Origin of the sequence: Constrictibacter sp. MBR-5 (assembly GCF_040549485.1) — a bacterium.
Taxonomy (GTDB): domain Bacteria; phylum Pseudomonadota; class Alphaproteobacteria; order JAJUGE01; family JAJUGE01; genus Constrictibacter.
On record NZ_JBEPTK010000002.1, the window covers coordinates 617743 to 633889 of the forward strand.

A 16147-nucleotide genomic window follows, 5' to 3' on the forward strand; every position below is an offset into this window, starting at 1 on the left:
TCGGATGGATGGACGTCCGGGACGGTTTCATCGGCGCGATCGGCAACACGCCGCTCATTCGCCTGCGCAGGCTCTCCGAGCAGACCGGCTGCGAGATCCTCGGCAAGGCCGAATTCCTCAACCCCGGCGGCTCGGTCAAGGACCGTGCGGCGCTCTCGATCGTCCGCCATGCCGAGGCGAAGGGCCTGCTGCGGCCCGGCGGCGTGATCGTCGAAGGCACCGCGGGCAATACCGGCATCGGCCTCGCCCTCGTCGGCAATGCGCTCGGCTACCGCTCGGTCATCGTCATCCCCGAGACGCAGAGCGACGAGAAGAAGGACATGCTGCGGCTCTGCGGCGCCGACCTGCGCCAGGTGCCCGCCGTTCCGTACAAGGACCCGAACAACTACGTCCACATCTCCCAGCGCCTCGCGGAGGAGATCGCCGCGAAGGAACCGAACGGAGCGATCTGGGCGAACCAGTTCGACAATGTCGACAACCGGCAGGGGCATATCGACACCACCGGCCCCGAAATCTGGGCGCAGACCGACGGCAAAATCGACGGCTTCATCTGCGCCGTCGGCACCGGCGGTACGCTGGCCGGCGTCGGGATGGCGCTGAAGGAACGGAGCAAGGACGTCACCATCGCCATCGCCGATCCGATGGGGGCCGCGCTCTACAGCTACTACAAGACCGGGGAGCTGAAGTCCGAGGGTAGCTCGATCACCGAGGGCATCGGCACCGGCCGGATCACGGCCAATCTGAAGGACGCTCCCGTCGACGATGTCTTTCAGATCCCCGATGCCGAGGCGTTGCCGATCCTGTTCGATCTCGCGAAGCACGAAGGCCTGCTCCTCGGCGGCTCCAGCGCGATCAACGTCGCCGGCGCGGTGCGGCTGGCGAAGCAGATGGGGCCGGGGCACACCATCGTCACGATCCTCTGCGATTCGGGCCAGCGGTATATGAGCAAGCTCTGGAATCCGGCGTTCCTTAAGAGCAAGGAACTCCCGGCTCCCGATTGGCTGTGACGGCGGGCGCGGCCCAAGCTGCCGCACCGATGGCTGCCGCGCCGAGGGTGGACGTCAGGCCGCCCGAACCGCTGCTCGAGGTGCGCGACGTGGCGCGCCACTTCGACGTGTCCGGTCCCTGGCTCGCGCGAACCATCGCCGGTGCGCCGCGTCTCTCCCTGAAGGCGGTCGACGGCGTCAGCTTCGACATCCGCCGCGGCGAAACGCTGAGCCTCGTCGGCGAATCCGGCTGCGGCAAGACGACGGTCGCCCGGCTGATCGTCGGCCTCTACCAGCCGAACCGCGGCCAGATCCTGTTCGAGGGCACGGACCTCACATCGCTGCGCACCCGGGCCGCCCAGCGGCCCTATCGTCGGCGCATGCAGATGATCTTCCAGGACCCCTATGCCAGCCTGAACCCGCGCTGGCGGGTGCGCGACATCGTCGCCGAACCGATCCGCGCGTTCGGCCTCGCCCGCAGCGGCAGCGAGGTGCGCGACCAGGTGGCGGCGCTGCTGCGCCAGGTCGGGCTCGGCCCGGCCGACGGCGAGAAGTTCCCGCACGAATTCTCCGGCGGCCAGCGCCAGCGGATCTCGATCGCGCGCGCGCTGTCCAACCGCCCGGAATTCCTGGTCTGCGACGAACCGACCTCGGCGCTCGACGTGTCCGTGCAGGCGCAGATCCTGAATCTGATGAAGGACCTGCAGCGCGAGCTCGGCCTGACCTACCTCTTCATCAGCCACAATCTCGCGGTCGTCCGGCACATCTCGGACCGGGTCGGCGTGATGTATCTCGGCAAGCTCGTCGAACTCGCCGATTCACGGACGCTGTTCGGCACGCCGCGGCACCCCTACACGCGCCTTCTGCTCGACACGATCCCCGACCTGGACATGACGGGCAGGGCGCGCGTGCCCGTCGGCGGCGAAGTGCCCAGCCCGATCGCGCCGCCGCCGGGCTGCTCCTTCAATCCCCGCTGTCCCTTCGCCAACGACCGCTGCCGAAGTGAGGAGCCGAAGCTCGCCCGGCACCGCGGCGGCAGCGCCGTCGCCTGCCACGGCGTGGAGGAGGGGCGTATCCCGGAGCGGCCCGTCGCGGCGGCATGAGCGACGCCGCGACGGGCCTTGACCTGCCGGCGCCCCGACATCATTGTCCGGTCATGGCCATGCATCCGCGCCAGATGCCGATCACGCGGCGAATTACCGACCCGGTCCCTTCGGGGGGCCGGGAACTGGTCGTTCGTCCCGTCAATCGGTCACTGGAGTGTGCCCGCCATGTCCGCGTCCACGCGTGAATCCCTTCCGACCACCTGTTTCTCCGTCCAGGCCTGCAGCGAACCCTCGGTGATGTCCCGGGTGCTCGAACTGTTCGTCAAGCGCGGCCTCGTGCCGACCCGCATCGTCAGCGACGTGAGCGGTCCGGCCGACGATGTCCTGACCATCGACATACAGATGCGCGGGCTCGAGCCGGAGCTCGCCGGCTACATGGCGCGCTGCATGCGGCAGCTGGCCTATGTCGACTGCGTGCTGACCAGCGAGCGGGGCACAGTGCCGGACGCCCGCACGGGATGAGCTTCCTCGACCGCATAGCCGAGTGTAATAACTGGCAGCCCGCCGGCTTTCGGCCGTTCCTGGTGGCGGCGACCGAGGTGGGGCAGGTGGGCGACGCCTTCGCCGACCGGCTCGCCGACTTCCCCGACGTCTTCCGGGTCGACGCCGATGCGGTGCGACTGCACGAGGAACTCGGCGACTTCCGGAGCCGGACGGCGGCCGTGGATGCGGTCCTGCGGCAGCTCGCGGACGAGGGGCTGATCCGCGGCTGGCGGGACGAGGCATACCCGATCGCCACCGCGTGGGGCGCCGAAGCGCTGCTGCAGATGGAGCGCGCCGCGGTGCCCTTCTTCGGCGCGTCGTCCTACGGGGTGCACCTGAACGGCTTCGTCCGGGACGGCGAGCGTATCCTGATGTGGATCGGCCGCCGGGCCCGTGACAAGCACACCTACCCGGGGATGCTCGACAACACCGTGGCGGGCGGCCAGCCGATCGGCCTGTCGCTACGCGACAACCTCGCCAAGGAAGCCGCCGAGGAGGCCGCCATCCCGCGTGCTCTGGCCGATCGGGCGGTCGCGGTCGGGGCGATCTCCTACCGTCACCAAACCGCCGAGGGCTACAAGCCCGACGTCCAGTTCTGCTACGACCTGGAACTGCCGCGGGATTTCGTGCCGCACAATACCGATGGCGAGATCGAGTCGTTCCACCTCTGGCCGATCGAGCAGGTCGCGGAAATCGTCGCCGAGACGCGGGACTTCAAGTTCAACTGCAATCTTGTCGTCATAGACTTCCTGGTGCGCCACGGCATTCTCGATCCGTCGCGGCCGGACTATCTCGCCATCGTGCGCGGACTTCACCGCTAGGCCCCGTCGCGGCGCTTGCGCGACGTGCGCCGCCGCCTTACATCTCCGCCATGTTCGCGGCCGATCCTTCCGGCCGCGCTTTTTGTGCTGGAGTCCCATGGAAATCCGCAACGTCGCCATCATCGCGCACGTCGACCACGGCAAGACGACGCTCGTCGACTGCCTGCTCCGGCAGAGCGGCTCGTTCCGCGAGAACCAGCAGGTCGCCGAGCGCGTCATGGACTCCAACGACATCGAGCGCGAGCGCGGTATCACCATCCTCGCCAAGTGCACCTCGGTCGTCTGGAAGGACACGAGGATCAACATCGTCGACACGCCAGGCCATGCCGACTTCGGCGGCGAGGTCGAGCGTATCCTCAGCATGGTCGACGGCGTGGTCGTGCTGGTCGACGCATCCGAGGGCCCGCTGCCGCAGACCAAGTTCGTGGTCGGCAAGGCGCTGAAGCTCGGCCTGCGGCCGATCGTGCTGATCAACAAGGTCGACCGCGCCGACGAGCGCGCCTTCGAGGTCCAGGACGAGACCTTCGACCTGTTCGCGGCACTCGACGCGAACGACCAGCAGCTCGACTTTCCGACCCTGTTCGCCTCCGCCCGCCAGGGCTGGGCCGCCGAGAGCCCGGAGGGTCCGAAGGAGGACATGGCGCCGCTGTTCGACCTGATCGTGCGCCACGTGCCGGCGCCGAAGGTCGAGGCCGACGGCCCGTTCACCATGCTGGTCACCACGCTGGAGCGGGATCCCTATCTCGGCCGCGTGCTCACGGGACGTATCGAGACCGGCACCGTGCGGACCAACATGGCGGTCAAGGCGCTCGGGCAGGACGGCCGCGTGATCGAGCAGGGCCGCATCAGCAAGCTGCTCTCCTTCCGCGGCATCGAGCGCGTGCCGGTCGAGGAGGCGCAAGCGGGGGACATCATCGCGATCGCCGGCATGCCGACGGCGACCGTCGCCGATACGATCTGCGTGCCGGAGGTCGACGCGCCGATCCAGGCGCAGCCGATCGATCCGTCGACGCTGGCAATGACCTTCTCGGTCAACGACAGTCCGCTCGCCGGGCAGGAAGGCGACAAGGTCACCTCCCGCATGATCCGCGACCGGCTGATGCGCGAGGCGGACGGCAACGTCGCGATCCGCGTGACCGAGACCGAGGACAACGACGCGTTCGAGGTCGCCGGCCGCGGCGAACTCCAGCTGGCGGTTCTGATCGAGAACATGCGGCGCGAGGGCTACGAGCTGTCGGTCAGCCGTCCGCGCGTGCTCTACCGCAACGATCCCGCGACCGGCCAGCGTCTGGAGCCGATCGAGGAGGTCGTGATCGACGTCGACGAGGAGTATTCCGGCGTCGTCGTCGAGAAGCTGTCCCTGCGCAAGGGCGAACTGCAGGAGATGCGGCCCTCCGGCGGCGGCAAGCAGCGCCTCGTCATGCACGTGCCGTCGCGCGGCATGATCGGCTATCACGGCGAATTCCTGACGGACACGCGCGGCACCGGCGTGATGAACCGCCTGTTCCACGGCTGGGCACCCTACAAGGGCACCATCGCGGCCCGCCGCACCGGCGCCCTGATCTCGACGGAGCAGGGCAAGTCGGTCGCCTACGCGCTCTGGAACATCGAGGAGCGCGGCATCCTCTTCATCGGCCCCGGCGAGAAGATCTACACGGGCATGGTGATCGGCGAGCACACCCGCGGCAACGACCTGGAGGTGAACCCGCTGAAGGGCAAGCAGCTCACCAACATCCGGGCCGCCGGCAAGGACGACGCGATCCTGCTGACCACGCCGGTCCGCATGACGCTGGAGCGCGCCATCTCCTATATCGGCGAGGACGAACTCTGCGAGGTGACGCCCGAAGCGGTGCGCCTGCGCAAGCGCTACCTCGACTCCAACGAACGCAAGCGCCAGTCGCGCCGCGCCGCCGAGGGGTGACGCCGCGTCGTCCCCGGCGCGTCTGACTCGTGGACCGGCCATCGGCTCGTAGAGCCGGTGGCCGGTCGTGCGTTCGGTGCTCGCTCCCCAAGATCAACAACAATGTCTTCCCGAGGAACCGTCCGCATGCTCAGACACATCGTCGTTGCCTTCTGCATTCTGCTCTTGGGCGGCTGCGTCACCGACGATTCCGGCTATGACGACGGCGGCTATCGCGGTGGCGGATATTCCCGCGGTAGCGACTATCGGCCGCCGCAGGGGCGCGGCTACTCCTGCGACATTCCCGGGCGGGACCGCGTGTGGACGGAAGATGCGGGCGACTGCCGCCGCCTGATCAAGAAGTTGGAGGCGGAGCGCAGCAATCGGAAATATTCGTGCGATGTGCCCGGACGTGAGCGCGTTTGGACCGACGACGCCGATGATTGCCGCCGTCTGGTCCGGCGGATGGAAGAGGAGCGCAAGCCGAAGAAGGTGGCGTGCGACGTGCCGGGCCGCGGCCGCGTGTGGACGGACGATGCGGACGACTGCCGCCGTCTGGTGCGCCGTGCAGAGGATGAACGCAAGCAGGAACGCAAGCCGCAGAAGTACGCCTGCGACGTTCCTGGTCGCGGCAGGGTGATGACCGACGACGCGGGCGACTGCCGCCGCCTGATCGACCGCATGCGGCAGGATCAGCGGCGCACCAACCCTCGGACCGAGTAGCAGAGTGCGGTCAATCGCCGTGGCAAATGACCTGCCCGACCGCCACTCTCAGGGACTCGCCGATCTCGGCCACGGTGCGTTTCGGTGTGGTCGGCTTTGCTAGGGTCGGTGAAATGCCGTTCGCGAGCATGAAGGTGCGGGCGAAGACTTCCTTCACAGCGAAGTTCGCGTTTTGCGGGATGTCGCCCGTCGTCGAGGCGACATACAGGGCGTTGAGTTTTGTCCGAATGACACCGATGAGAACACCGCGATCATCGACAAGTGGGCCGCCGCTGTTGCCGGGCTGAACCGGTGTACTGATTTGAACCAAACGGCTGTCGTTCTTCATGCCGGAGAACGAGGTGATGCTTCCCGCGGTAAGATTCCCGGAATCAGGCAATGTGCCCGGGAGAGGGAAGCCAAAGGTAATGACCGTGTCGCCGAGGCGGGGTGCTGGCGCTGCATCGAAGGTGAGCACTGCTGGTGAATCGATATCCAACTTCAGCAGTGACAGGTCGTTGGTAGCATCGTTGGCGAGCGTGCGCGCAGGATGCTCTGTACCGTCCGCGAGCCGCACGGTGATCGAAGCACAGTTGCCCGCAACGTGTTCGTTCGTAAGGATCTCGCCGGCTGAGCCGACGAAGAACCCGGTGCCTTTGCCGCTGCTGCGCTTGGCCTTCGCGCGGTCCGCGGTCACCGAACCGAGATGTGGTGCTGCCTCGGCTTCCGAGAGCCCAAATGAGAACCGGACTGCGCTTCCGTCGCTGGCGCGGCCATAGCCGTAGCCCGAGTTGATGCTCAGCGAAGTAAAGCGCAGCCCTGCCGTGCGCCCGTCGTTACAGAATAGGTGTGCCAGCCCGCCGGAGGGTGTCGTTGGTAACAAACCGATTCGTATGGGGCGGTGCAAGCTGTACTCGCCGATGCAACGCTTCCCGTCGGCAGTCGCCATCTCGATTTTTCCGCCGTCGGTTCCTTCGGCCGTCGCTGTGCCATAGTAGAGTTCGCTCCCTGGGTCCACTCGGCCGATCACCTCAACGGTCGTGCTGCATGCGCTCAGCAGCAGGAGTCCGGCGAGAAGCGGCGGTACGAGCTTCCAGGGCATGACGTGCATCCGACTGCAATCAGGGATGCACAAATCTAGATCGAGCGCACGGAGTGAGGCAACCGCACAGGCGCGTGCCCATACGATGTTGCGAGGCCGAACATGTTGTCGATGGTGAGGCGCGACATGCGCGCGGTGGTGATCCCACCGGGACCGTCGAAAACGCACCCGGACAAGCACTTACCAAGTCTAACCGGCCAATATGCCGGCACTGATTCCAAACGGATATTCGCGGGACTGTCTAACCCGCTCTCGATGCTGCCCCCTGGAAAGCGAAGCGCCGCCGGCTGGTCCCCGGCGGCGACTTCAAAGACAGCGCGCATGCAGAACTACAACGCGCCGAAGAATACCAAGGGCCGGCGCTCTCGGCAACGCCATCGGGGCCAGCCATGAGCGGCGAGCTACTTGCCCCGGCCGACCGCCAGCGCTTGGCGAAGATCTGCGGCCTCCTGGGCAGCGACCACGACGGCGAGCGTGCGAGCGCTGCCCGGGCCGCCACGGCAATCCTCCTGGCCGCCGGCCTCACCTGGGAGCAATTGATCCTCGCGGTGGCACCTGAGCCCGCCGCCGAGCCGCAGCGCGATCCCACCGACGATGCCCTGGCCTATCTCCGGGACGCCGTCATCGTTGATGAATGGTCCCAGCACTTCGTGGCATCGCTCCGGCGCCTCCGCGCTGCCGGACGCGAGCTGACCGAGAAGCAGAAGGCGAAGCTCTACGAGGTGGCCGTCGATTGCGGCTGGAGCGGGCTGGCATGACGAAGCCCACCAGCATGCTCACCAACTTCGCGGCGATACCGTCGCGCACGGCCGGCGACCGAAACCTGACGGCGCTGCACCACGCCGTCCTGACGGCGATCTGCCGAGCAGTGGACCCGAGCACGGCGCAGGCCGTGATCACGCACCAGCGCATCGCCACGATGACGAACCGGCCGCGCCAGAAGGTGGTCGGAGCCGTCGCGGACCTCGCGGCGCTCGGCTACATCACGCCGATCAACAGGGGCCGCCAGTCGCATAGCACGACGCCGGGCCGCTACCTCACGAACGCTTACGTAATCCACTACGAAGGCGAGGTGGTCGAAGGAAAGGCCCTCCCACCGAGGAAGAAGCCCGACCCGAAGGCGCCCTTCCGTGTCACCCCAGGGGTGACAAGGGAAAACGCCCCGGAGACCTCCGCCCCATGTCACCCCTGGGGTGACAGCGCCCATGTCACCCCAGGGGTGCGGAGCCGTGTCACCCCTGGGGTGGTAGAATCAGACCTTTACCTATCAGACCGTTCTATAGCGTCAGACCTTCAGGCCGCGGCTGCGCCGCGCGCTGCTGCTGACGCTGCTAAGCCTTCAGCCCAAATTCTGCCGTTCAAGGGCAGTGCGACCCGCAAGAGTGACGACGACGACGACGGCATGGGCGATGCCCAAGAGACCGCCGATCGGAACCACGACGCGAACCGCGAGATCCTGATCGGCGCCCTGCAGAAGCGGCTCGGCAAGTCGAGGCGTGAGGCGCAGGCGATGATCGACCCGCTCTCGCGCGACCGGATCGACGCCACCGCCGTGAAGGTCCGGGCTGACCATCTCACCGACGACGATCTGCGGGCCTCGCTCGCAGATGCGGGGCTGAAGACCTGGACCGATGCGAAGGGCCGCATTCGCGACTACCCGCCGCCGGAAGGCTGGGATCCGGAATGGCACGGCGAATGGACGGGACAGCGAGAGGCGCCGGCGCCATGTCCTCTGCCGGATCTGGCGCGGCGGATCACTCAAGGGTCGGATCTCGACCTTCCAGGGGCCGCCGGTCACGTCTCCGCCTTGGTGGACTTCTGGGGCACGGAGGCAGTCATAGCCGCGGTATCCGATGCTGGCGAACTGAGCGGCATCGCGCTGCTGATCGCGATTTATTCCAGCCTCAAGGCCGTCCCGATGCTGCCGGACGCGCGGGCATGACCCGCACCCGCTGGCGAGCCGCGACGCCCCTGCCGAAGCGCTGGCGCGAGTGGCAGGCGCCTATCCGGCCCCGGCGCGACCCGCCGGCCGACGCAGCGGAGCTTCCGCAGCATGCCACCCCCGAACCCGTAGACCGCGACCAGGAGCGCGACGAATGACGACTGACGACCGCCCGTTCCCGGCCGAACTGCCGATCCGCCTGCGCAAGGTGCGCCTGCGCAGGACCGAGGCCGCCGAGTACGCCGAGATCGTGCACGGCATTCCGATCGCCCCCGCAACCCTGGCGAGGCTTGCGTCCGTCGGCGGCGGTCCGCCGGTCGAGCGGTTCGGCCGGACCGTCTTCTACAGGCGCACCGACCTCGACCAGTGGATAGACGGCCGCATCGTGCGAGAAGAACAGCACACTCGCGAAACGACGAGCAAAGAGCGGCAAAATTAAGTTCGTCGTCGGGCAGTAAAGAGCGGCCATATCCCTTGTCGGAGGCCGCCCTTACCACGCTTTATACATCGCATGGAAGCAAGGCTCGCCGAGCGCGTACTCAATTTCTTCGGACTGGAGCGCCGCTCCGCGTGGTCGCTCAAAAACCCGACGCCTGAGATGGTCGCGCTGTTCGGCGCCACGCCGACGGCCGCGGGAGTCGCGGTGACCGCCGAGACCGCGCTGGGCAGCCCGACGATGCTGGCCGGCTGCCGCGCCATCTCCGAGCCGATGGGCATGCTTCCGTATCACCTCTACCGCCGCGGAACGAACGGCGCGAAGGAGCGGGACACCGAACACCCGGCCGCCGCACTGCTCGCGGGCGACTGGTGCCCCTGGAGCGGTGGCGCCGAGACGAAGGCCGCAATGCAGATGGATGCGCTCCTGCATGGTGCCGCCTACGGCCTCGTCATCCGCGCCGGTGGCGTGCCGAAAGAGATCCACCGCCTCGACCCTCGCACCACGACGCGCGACACGACCGGAGCGGAGCCCGCCTTCACGACCAGGGAGAACGGCGTCGAGCGCAAGCGGGACTGGCGCGACATCCTCTACCTGCCGACGCCCGGCTCGACCGACGGCCGCCTCGTCAACCTGACGCACCACGCCCGCGAGGCGATCGGCCTCGAAATCGTCATGGCCCGCCACCAGGGCGCCCTCTTCGCGAACGGCGCCCGGCCCGGTGGCGTGCTGAAGCACCCGAAGACGCTCCGCGACGAGGGCGTTCTGGCGCGGCTCCGGGCGCAGTTCGACGAGCGGTACAAGGGCGCCGCCGCGAGCGGGAAGACCATGATCCTTGAGGATGGCATGGACTTCGCGCAGATCGCGTTCTCGTCGGTCGATCTTCAGTTCCTCGAGCTGCGGCGCTTCGCCGTGCAGGAGATCGCGCGCGTCCTCCGCGTGCCCCTGACACTGGTGGGCGATTTCGACCGCGCCGTCTGGCGCAACGTCGAGGAGCTGGCGCGGCAGTTCGTCACGACCACGCTGATGCCGTGGGCCGAGATATGGCAGGCAGGGCTGGAGCGCATCCTCCTGACGCCCGACGAGCGGCGCAGCCACTTCATCGAGCCCGTCTTCGACGACATGCTCCGCGGCGACATCGCGGCCCGCTTCACCGCATACCGGCAGGCCGGTGGCGGCGCCTGGCTGACGCGCAACGAAATCCGAGCCCTCGACAACCGCCCGCCCGTGCCCGGCGCCGACGACCTGATCCTTCAGGCGGGGCAGGCCGACGAGCCGCCGCCGGCTCCGGCGAACCAGCAAGGAGACCCGCGCGATGCGGCTTGAGATCTCGACCGCCGCGGTTCCGGAACTGCGCTTCGACGGCGCCGAGGCCGGCACGTTCACCGGCTATGCCAGCCGCTTCGGCGAGCCGGACAGCTACGGCGACACCATCAAGCCCGGCGCCTTCCGCAAGACGCTGGCGCAGCGCAAGGCCACCGGCGGCCCCTCGATGTTCTGGAACCATGATCCGGGCTCGCCGATCGGCGTTTGGACGGAACTTGTAGAGGACGCCCGCGGCCTGAAGGCGACGGGGAAGCTGGTCACCGAGACCGCCCGCGGTGCCGAGACCCTGGCCCTCCTGAAGGCCGGCGCCGTCAACGGCCTGTCGATCGGCTTCCGCGCTCGCGCATCCGAGCGTGGCCCCGGTGGTGGCCGCGTCCTGACCGACATTGAGCTGGTCGAAATCTCGATCGTGACGCTGCCCGGCCGGTCGAACGCCCGCATAACCGACGTGAGAGGGGCGGCCGTCCCGACCGGCGCCGCGGCATTCATTCAAGCGGCCCGCCGCGCCGCAATCTGCATTCGGAGCCGCTGACCATGAACATGCACCGCCCCTACGAAACCCGGTCGGCGCTGCCGATCGAGACCCGCAACGAAGGTGACGCCGATCCCATCGCCGCGGCGGTCGCCGCCGTCGAGGAGCTGCGCACCGCGGTCGAGACCAGCCGCACGGCCGCCGACGAGCGCATGACCCGCGAGCTTCGCGGCATCACCGAACGCCTCGACGCGATCGACGTCCGCACCCAGCGGCCCGGCAGCCCCACGCAGACGCAGACCGACGAGGCGGTCGCGCTGCAGCGTCGCGCCTTCACCGGCTTCCTGCGCCACGGCCGCGAGGGACTGCCCCCCGAGGAGGCCCGCTCGCTGATCGTCGGCGACGACACGAAGGGCGGCTATCTCGCGCCGGCCGAGTTCACGACCGAGGTTCTGAAGGACATCGTCGAGTATTCGCCGGTCCGCATGGCGGCCCGCGTCGGCGCCACGGCGAACGGCAGTGTGATCCTGCCGAAGCGCACCGGCCGCCCGACCGCCCACTGGGTCGACGAGACCGAGGACCGGCCGGAGACCGGCAGCACCTACGGGCAGGTGGAAATTCCCGTGCACGAGATGGCGTGCTACGTGGACGTCTCCCTCCGCCTCCTGGAGGACTCTGCGGTCAACGTCGAAGCGGAAGTCGCCAGCGACCTCGCCGAGGAGTTCGGCCGGTTGGAGGGCGAGGCCTTCATCGAGGGCAACGGCTTTAAGAAGCCCGTCGGCCTGATGGTCGACACGAATGTGCCGTACACGCCCACCGGGAACGCCTCGACGCTGGGCAGCACGCCCACCGACCTCCTCATCGACGTGTTCTATTCGGTGCAGCCCTTCTACCGGAATCGCGGCGCCTGGATGGTCAACGGGACGACCCTGGCCGCAATCCGGAAGCTGAAGGACGGCGAGGGGAATTACATCTGGCGGGCTGGGCTAAGCGAGGGCCAGCCGGCGACGATCCTGGGCCGCCCCGTGATCGAGGCCGTCGACATGGCCGACGTGGGCAGCGCAGCGGAACCGATCCTGTTCGGCGACTTCAACACCGGGTACCGGATCTACGACCGCGTCAACATGAGCATCCTCCGCGACCCGTATAGCGTCGCGACGAAGGGGCTCGTCCGCTTCCACGCCCGTCGCCGTGTCGGCGGTGCCGTCGTCCGCCCGGCGGCCCTGCGCAAAATCCGCTGCGCCACGTCCTGATCGGCCGGAACCTGAGGAGTAACGAACATGCAGCGTGACCTTTCGCACAACGTCGGCGTCGTGGCCGCGGTGGTGCCGCAGGTTCTCTCGGCGACCGACACGTCGGCCGCAATCGACCTGATCGGCTTCGAGTCCGCCATGGTCATCATCAACACCGGCGCCATCGCCTCGTCCGGCAACTTCACGGCGACGATCGAGGAGTCGGACACCACGACGTCGGAGGACTTCGACACGGTGGCCGCCGCCGACCTGATCGGCACCCTGCCCGCCGCTCTGGCGGCGAGCACGGTCTACAAGGTCGGCTACACCGGGACCAAGCGGTACATCCGGACCGTCCTCACGAAGAACAGCGGCACTTCGATCGCGGCCGGCGCCGTGGTCGTGAAGGGCCATGCTCACGAACGCCCGGTCGCCTGACCGGAGCAACCGTGCCCGCGAGCGACGTGGGTGGCATCGGGCATCACCCGGCCTTGAGTTCAGCCGGGGCCGCGTCAGTCGGCGAGTGGCGGCGCCCAACATAACCCCGACGGTCGGCAGCTTGGCTCTCACCAAGCGTGGCCGGCAACACCGCCCCGACCGGCCCGACAGCCGGAAGGGGCGGCCCCGCATTGGAGACGACAATGCCGATGGCACCGCCGAAGCACTGCCCTCGCGGACACCCGCCGTTCACCGGCCGGCGTTGCCCTGTGTGCAAGGGTGCGGCCGATGCCGCCCGGCCGAACGCCCGAGCCCGAGGCTACGATGGACGATGGGAGCGCGCCCGCGCCGAGTACCTGGCGGCGAACCCCGTCTGCATCGTCGCCGGCTGCGGCTGCCCGGCGGTGGCCGTCGACCACCGGGTGCCGCACCGCGGCGACGCCCGCCTCTTCTGGGATCAGAACAACTGGCAGCCCATGTGCACCCCGCACCACAACGCGAAGACGGCGCGAGAGGACGGCGGCTTCGGTCGCCGGCTGCTGGCGTGAGGGCGCTCCGGGCCACGGTGGTGCGCGCCGCGGACATCGCCTTCAGCGGGTGGCACGGCACCGGCGAGGCCACCGGCCGCCCGCCGAGCGACGGCACGAGCGTGCAGGCGCCCCGAGGGGGAGGGGGGCGGTCCGAGGTTCGGCAGGGTAAGGGGGCGGACCGCCGGGTTTCGCTGCGCGCACCCACCTGGGAATTGGGTGTTCCGGGTCGGACGGCGCCTTCGGGGCGGCCCCGTGACCGATGAAGGGCAGGAAAGCGGCCCCGCAACCGCCGTCCGACGAGGCGGCCCTGGCACGTTGTCCGGCTCCGCCGCGGTGGTTGTCGCCGTATGCCAAGGCGGAGTGGCGCCGGCAGGCCCCGGACCTGTATCGCCGCCGGCTGCTCGGCGTCGACACGCTCGGCGTGCTGGAAACCTACTGCACCGCCTACGGCATGTTGCGCAGCTACCACGAGCGTCTGGCCGCCGACGGCATCATGACCGAGGGCGCCGAGGGAAAGCCGAACCAAGCCGCCAAGATGATCCTGGCCGCGGCGCGCGAGGTGCGCCTCTACGCGGCGGAGCTTGGGCTTGGCCCGCACCGGCGCGGCGTGCGCGGCGCCGGCACCCCGAAACCCGACGAGAAGGGAGGGGACGATGACGCCTGGGATCCCAGTCTTCTCGCCTGATCCGCGCCTCTACCCTGACCCGACCGGCCGCGCCGGGAAGGTGACCGCCTTCATCCGCCGGCTGCAGCTATGGGAGGGCCGCGCCGCTGGGCAGCGCTTTCCCGTGCAGGACTTCCAGGAAGCGATCGTCCGGCGCATCTACGGCCCGACCCGCGGCGATGGTGGCCGGCTGGTCCGCATCGCGTGCGTCTGGATACCGCGCGGCAACGCCAAGACGACGCTCGCCGCCGGCCTGGGGCTGGCGCACTTCATGGGGCCGCAGAACGAGCCGGGCGGGCAAATAATCATGGGCGCGGCGGATCGTGAGAACGCCGGCATCGCGTTCAATTGCGCGTGGCAGATGGTGAAGCAGGACGACGTCCTCCTGGCCCGTGTCCGGCCGCAGGAGAGCCGAAAAACCATGCACCATCCGCGCTCGGCGAGCGTGCTGAAGGCGATCAGCAGCGAGGCCTATTCGAAGCATGGCTTGAACTGCTCGTTCTTCCTCGCCGACGAGGTGCACGCCTGGAGCCCGGTGGAAGCGAGGAAGCTTTTCGCCGTCGTCTCCGACTCGATGGTGAAGCGCGACGAACCGTTGACCGTGATCATCTCGACGGCCGGCGAGGGGACCGGCGGCCTCGCGCATGACCTCTGGGCGTACAGCCTGGGAGTCGCCCGCGGCGAGATCCTCGACCCGACGTTCGCGCCCATCATCTTCGCCGCCGACCCGACGGCCGACTGGCGCGACGAGAGCGCATGGCGCGCGGCGAATCCGGCGATCGAGGCCGGCTTCTGCTCGCTCGACGAGCTGCGCACCAAGGCCCGGCGGATCGAGCACTTCCCGGCCGAGGTGGCGGACTTCCGGCGCTTCCATCTCAACCAGTGGCAGGCCGGCGCGGCGAACCCTTGGCTGGCGCTGGAGCTTTACGATGTCGCCGACGAGCGGACCGCCCTCGACGATCTGGTCGGGCGCTCCTGCTACGTCGGCGTCGACCTGTCGAGCGTCGAGGATCTGACCGCCGCCGTCGCCGTCTTCCCGGATGGCGAGGACGAGGATCGATCCTATGACGTCGTGGCGCAGTTCTTCCTGCCCGAGGCCGGGCTCGCCGCGAAGGCGGAAAAGGACAGGGCGGACTACCTCCGCTGGCAGGAGGAAGGCTTCCTCACCGTCACGCCCGGCAACGTCGTCGACCACGGCGCCATCGTCGACCAGGTGGTCGCCTGGGGCATGCGATATCGCGTCGAGGAGGTGGCGATCGACCGCTGGAACTCGACGGCGGTCAACGTCCGACTTCAGGAGGAAGGCTTCGACGTGACGCAATTCGGACAGGGGTTCGCCTCGATGGCGGCCCCGGTCAAGGAACTGAAGCGCGCCATCCTGAAGGGCGTCTTCCGGCACGGGGACAACCCCATCCTGCGCATGTGCTTCGGCAACGTCGTCGCCGACAAGGATGCGGCGGAGAACGAGAAATTCACGAAGGAGCGCTCGCACGGGCGGATCGACGGGGCGGTGGCCGCGGCGATGGGCGTGGGGCGGATCATATCGGCCGAGACGGCGCCGTCGGTCTACGCGACCGGCCGCCCCGACGGCTTCCTGCTGGTGTAGGAGAAGGGCATGAACCAGGCCGTCGAAATTCTCGACCTCACGATCGACGCTCGAGGTGCGCAGGCCGGCGCCGAGGCGTTCGACAATGCGGTGGACGGCGTAGCGGACAGCGCGGCCCGCGCAGCGGCGGCGGCCGACAGTGCCGGCGCCGCGATGGACGGCATGGGGCGCGCCGCGCTCACGGATGCCCAGATGCTCGACAAGCTCCGGGCCGCGGCAGATCCACTTTCCGACTCCACCATTCGCATGGTCGAAGTCAACACCCGCGCCGAGCGCGCGCTGGAGCGGGTGCGTTCGCAGGCTGACCCGCTCTATCGGGCGCAGCAGCGATTGACGCAGCAGACCGACGTTCTGGACCGCGCCTTCCGCCAGGGACTCATTGCCGAGGAGGAGAAGTCGCG

At 68.5% G+C, this 16147-nt stretch carries 19 protein-coding genes; 18 read left to right on the forward strand and 1 reads right to left on the reverse strand.

Features of this window, described 5'->3' with window-relative positions:
- The first annotated feature begins 8 nt into the window (after positions 1-8).
- From ABIE65_RS06905 to ABIE65_RS06930, 6 genes are all read left to right on the forward strand, one after another.
- Positions 9-1007 (forward strand): cysteine synthase A, encoded by a 999-nt coding sequence (locus tag ABIE65_RS06905; protein ID WP_354076565.1) that lies wholly within the window; start codon positions 9-11, stop codon positions 1005-1007.
- A 29-nt stretch (positions 1008-1036) separates the two neighbouring features.
- Positions 1037-2089 carry an ABC transporter ATP-binding protein gene (locus ABIE65_RS06910; RefSeq protein ID WP_354076566.1) on the forward strand — a complete coding sequence of 351 codons (1053 nt, stop codon included), beginning with the start codon at positions 1037-1039 and terminating at the stop codon, positions 2087-2089.
- Between the two features lie 168 nt (positions 2090-2257).
- Positions 2258-2554, forward strand: coding sequence for an ACT-like domain-containing protein (locus ABIE65_RS06915; RefSeq protein ID WP_354076567.1), 297 nt, complete (start codon positions 2258-2260; stop codon positions 2552-2554).
- A complete protein-coding gene (locus ABIE65_RS06920) occupies positions 2551-3396 on the forward strand; it encodes a DUF4743 domain-containing protein (protein WP_354076568.1) in 846 nt (281 codons plus the stop codon). The genes ABIE65_RS06915 and ABIE65_RS06920 overlap by 4 nt, the downstream gene beginning before the upstream one ends.
- 97 nt (positions 3397-3493) lie before the next feature.
- The gene (gene typA / locus ABIE65_RS06925) at positions 3494-5317 is read left to right on the forward strand and encodes a translational GTPase TypA (protein WP_354076569.1); all 1824 of its coding nucleotides are present in this window, start codon (positions 3494-3496) and stop codon (positions 5315-5317) included.
- Positions 5318-5443: 126 nt separating this feature from the next.
- A complete protein-coding gene (locus tag ABIE65_RS06930) occupies positions 5444-6019 on the forward strand; it encodes a hypothetical protein (protein WP_354076570.1) in 576 nt (191 codons plus the stop codon).
- Between the two features lie 10 nt (positions 6020-6029).
- On the opposite strand, the gene ABIE65_RS06935 is transcribed toward ABIE65_RS06930, so the two are convergent.
- Positions 6030-7100, reverse strand: a complete 1071-nt coding sequence (locus ABIE65_RS06935; RefSeq protein WP_354076571.1) for a S1C family serine protease — start codon at positions 7098-7100, stop codon at positions 6030-6032.
- 389 nt (positions 7101-7489) lie between these two features.
- Here ABIE65_RS06935 and ABIE65_RS06940 point away from each other — a divergent pair, with 389 nt between their 5' ends.
- The 12 genes from ABIE65_RS06940 to ABIE65_RS06995 all read left to right on the forward strand — a co-directional run.
- Complete coding sequence (locus tag ABIE65_RS06940) at positions 7490-7858, forward strand: hypothetical protein (protein WP_354076573.1); 369 nt, start codon at positions 7490-7492, stop codon at positions 7856-7858.
- Positions 7855-9042, forward strand: coding sequence for a hypothetical protein (locus ABIE65_RS06945; RefSeq protein ID WP_354076574.1), 1188 nt, complete (start codon positions 7855-7857; stop codon positions 9040-9042). Before ABIE65_RS06940 ends, ABIE65_RS06945 begins: the two co-directional genes overlap by 4 nt.
- Entirely contained in the window at positions 9039-9200 is a 162-nt protein-coding gene (locus ABIE65_RS06950; RefSeq protein ID WP_354076576.1) for a hypothetical protein, read from the forward strand. Before ABIE65_RS06945 ends, ABIE65_RS06950 begins: the two co-directional genes overlap by 4 nt.
- The gene (locus ABIE65_RS06955) at positions 9197-9481 is read left to right on the forward strand and encodes a helix-turn-helix transcriptional regulator (RefSeq protein ID WP_354076578.1); all 285 of its coding nucleotides are present in this window, start codon (positions 9197-9199) and stop codon (positions 9479-9481) included. Before ABIE65_RS06950 ends, ABIE65_RS06955 begins: the two co-directional genes overlap by 4 nt.
- 72 nt (positions 9482-9553) lie before the next feature.
- Positions 9554-10804, forward strand: a complete 1251-nt coding sequence (locus tag ABIE65_RS06960; protein WP_354076580.1) for a phage portal protein — start codon at positions 9554-9556, stop codon at positions 10802-10804.
- On the forward strand, positions 10794-11336 hold the full coding sequence (locus ABIE65_RS06965; RefSeq protein ID WP_354076581.1) for an HK97 family phage prohead protease: 543 nt from the start codon (positions 10794-10796) through the stop codon (positions 11334-11336). Before ABIE65_RS06960 ends, ABIE65_RS06965 begins: the two co-directional genes overlap by 11 nt.
- A 2-nt stretch (positions 11337-11338) precedes the next feature.
- On the forward strand, positions 11339-12529 hold the full coding sequence (locus tag ABIE65_RS06970; protein WP_354076583.1) for a phage major capsid protein: 1191 nt from the start codon (positions 11339-11341) through the stop codon (positions 12527-12529).
- Positions 12530-12556: 27 nt separating this feature from the next.
- The gene (locus ABIE65_RS06975) at positions 12557-12946 is read left to right on the forward strand and encodes a hypothetical protein (RefSeq protein ID WP_354076585.1); all 390 of its coding nucleotides are present in this window, start codon (positions 12557-12559) and stop codon (positions 12944-12946) included.
- Positions 12947-13149: 203 nt separating this feature from the next.
- On the forward strand, positions 13150-13494 hold the full coding sequence (locus tag ABIE65_RS06980) for an HNH endonuclease signature motif containing protein (RefSeq protein ID WP_354076587.1): 345 nt from the start codon (positions 13150-13152) through the stop codon (positions 13492-13494).
- A 241-nt stretch (positions 13495-13735) separates the two neighbouring features.
- Positions 13736-14161: a phage terminase small subunit P27 family gene (locus ABIE65_RS06985; RefSeq protein ID WP_354076588.1), complete on the forward strand. Its 426-nt coding sequence runs from the start codon at positions 13736-13738 to the stop codon at positions 14159-14161.
- Complete coding sequence (locus ABIE65_RS06990; RefSeq protein ID WP_354076589.1) at positions 14130-15746, forward strand: terminase large subunit; 1617 nt, start codon at positions 14130-14132, stop codon at positions 15744-15746. The genes ABIE65_RS06985 and ABIE65_RS06990 overlap by 32 nt, the downstream gene beginning before the upstream one ends.
- 9 nt (positions 15747-15755) lie before the next feature.
- A partial coding sequence (locus ABIE65_RS06995) for a hypothetical protein (protein ID WP_354076590.1) occupies positions 15756-16147 on the forward strand: 392 nt, incomplete at its 3' end.

What these genes read in the sequence shown, in the direction of transcription:
- ABIE65_RS06915 (WP_354076567.1), top strand. Translation starts at nt 2,258, where the DNA reads ATGTCCGCGTCCACGCGTGAATCCCTTCCGACCACCTGTTTCTCCGTC.
- ABIE65_RS06920 (WP_354076568.1), top strand. Translation starts at nt 2,551, where the DNA reads ATGAGCTTCCTCGACCGCATAGCCGAGTGTAATAACTGGCAGCCCGCC.
- ABIE65_RS06910 (WP_354076566.1), top strand. Translation starts at nt 1,037, where the DNA reads ATGGCTGCCGCGCCGAGGGTGGACGTCAGGCCGCCCGAACCGCTGCTC.
- ABIE65_RS06960 (WP_354076580.1), top strand. Translation starts at nt 9,554, where the DNA reads ATGGAAGCAAGGCTCGCCGAGCGCGTACTCAATTTCTTCGGACTGGAG.
- ABIE65_RS06905 (WP_354076565.1), top strand. Translation starts at nt 9, where the DNA reads ATGGACGTCCGGGACGGTTTCATCGGCGCGATCGGCAACACGCCGCTC.
- ABIE65_RS06930 (WP_354076570.1), top strand. Translation starts at nt 5,444, where the DNA reads ATGCTCAGACACATCGTCGTTGCCTTCTGCATTCTGCTCTTGGGCGGC.
- ABIE65_RS06990 (WP_354076589.1), top strand. Translation starts at nt 14,130, where the DNA reads ATGACGCCTGGGATCCCAGTCTTCTCGCCTGATCCGCGCCTCTACCCT.
- ABIE65_RS06970 (WP_354076583.1), top strand. Translation starts at nt 11,339, where the DNA reads ATGAACATGCACCGCCCCTACGAAACCCGGTCGGCGCTGCCGATCGAG.
- ABIE65_RS06950 (WP_354076576.1), top strand. Translation starts at nt 9,039, where the DNA reads ATGACCCGCACCCGCTGGCGAGCCGCGACGCCCCTGCCGAAGCGCTGG.
- ABIE65_RS06985 (WP_354076588.1), top strand. Translation starts at nt 13,736, where the DNA reads ATGAAGGGCAGGAAAGCGGCCCCGCAACCGCCGTCCGACGAGGCGGCC.
- ABIE65_RS06975 (WP_354076585.1), top strand. Translation starts at nt 12,557, where the DNA reads ATGCAGCGTGACCTTTCGCACAACGTCGGCGTCGTGGCCGCGGTGGTG.
- ABIE65_RS06945 (WP_354076574.1), top strand. Translation starts at nt 7,855, where the DNA reads ATGACGAAGCCCACCAGCATGCTCACCAACTTCGCGGCGATACCGTCG.
- ABIE65_RS06955 (WP_354076578.1), top strand. Translation starts at nt 9,197, where the DNA reads ATGACGACTGACGACCGCCCGTTCCCGGCCGAACTGCCGATCCGCCTG.
- ABIE65_RS06965 (WP_354076581.1), top strand. Translation starts at nt 10,794, where the DNA reads ATGCGGCTTGAGATCTCGACCGCCGCGGTTCCGGAACTGCGCTTCGAC.
- ABIE65_RS06935 (WP_354076571.1), bottom strand. Translation starts at nt 7,100, where the DNA reads ATGCCCTGGAAGCTCGTACCGCCGCTTCTCGCCGGACTCCTGCTGCTG.
- ABIE65_RS06980 (WP_354076587.1), top strand. Translation starts at nt 13,150, where the DNA reads ATGCCGATGGCACCGCCGAAGCACTGCCCTCGCGGACACCCGCCGTTC.
- typA (WP_354076569.1), top strand. Translation starts at nt 3,494, where the DNA reads ATGGAAATCCGCAACGTCGCCATCATCGCGCACGTCGACCACGGCAAG.
- ABIE65_RS06940 (WP_354076573.1), top strand. Translation starts at nt 7,490, where the DNA reads ATGAGCGGCGAGCTACTTGCCCCGGCCGACCGCCAGCGCTTGGCGAAG.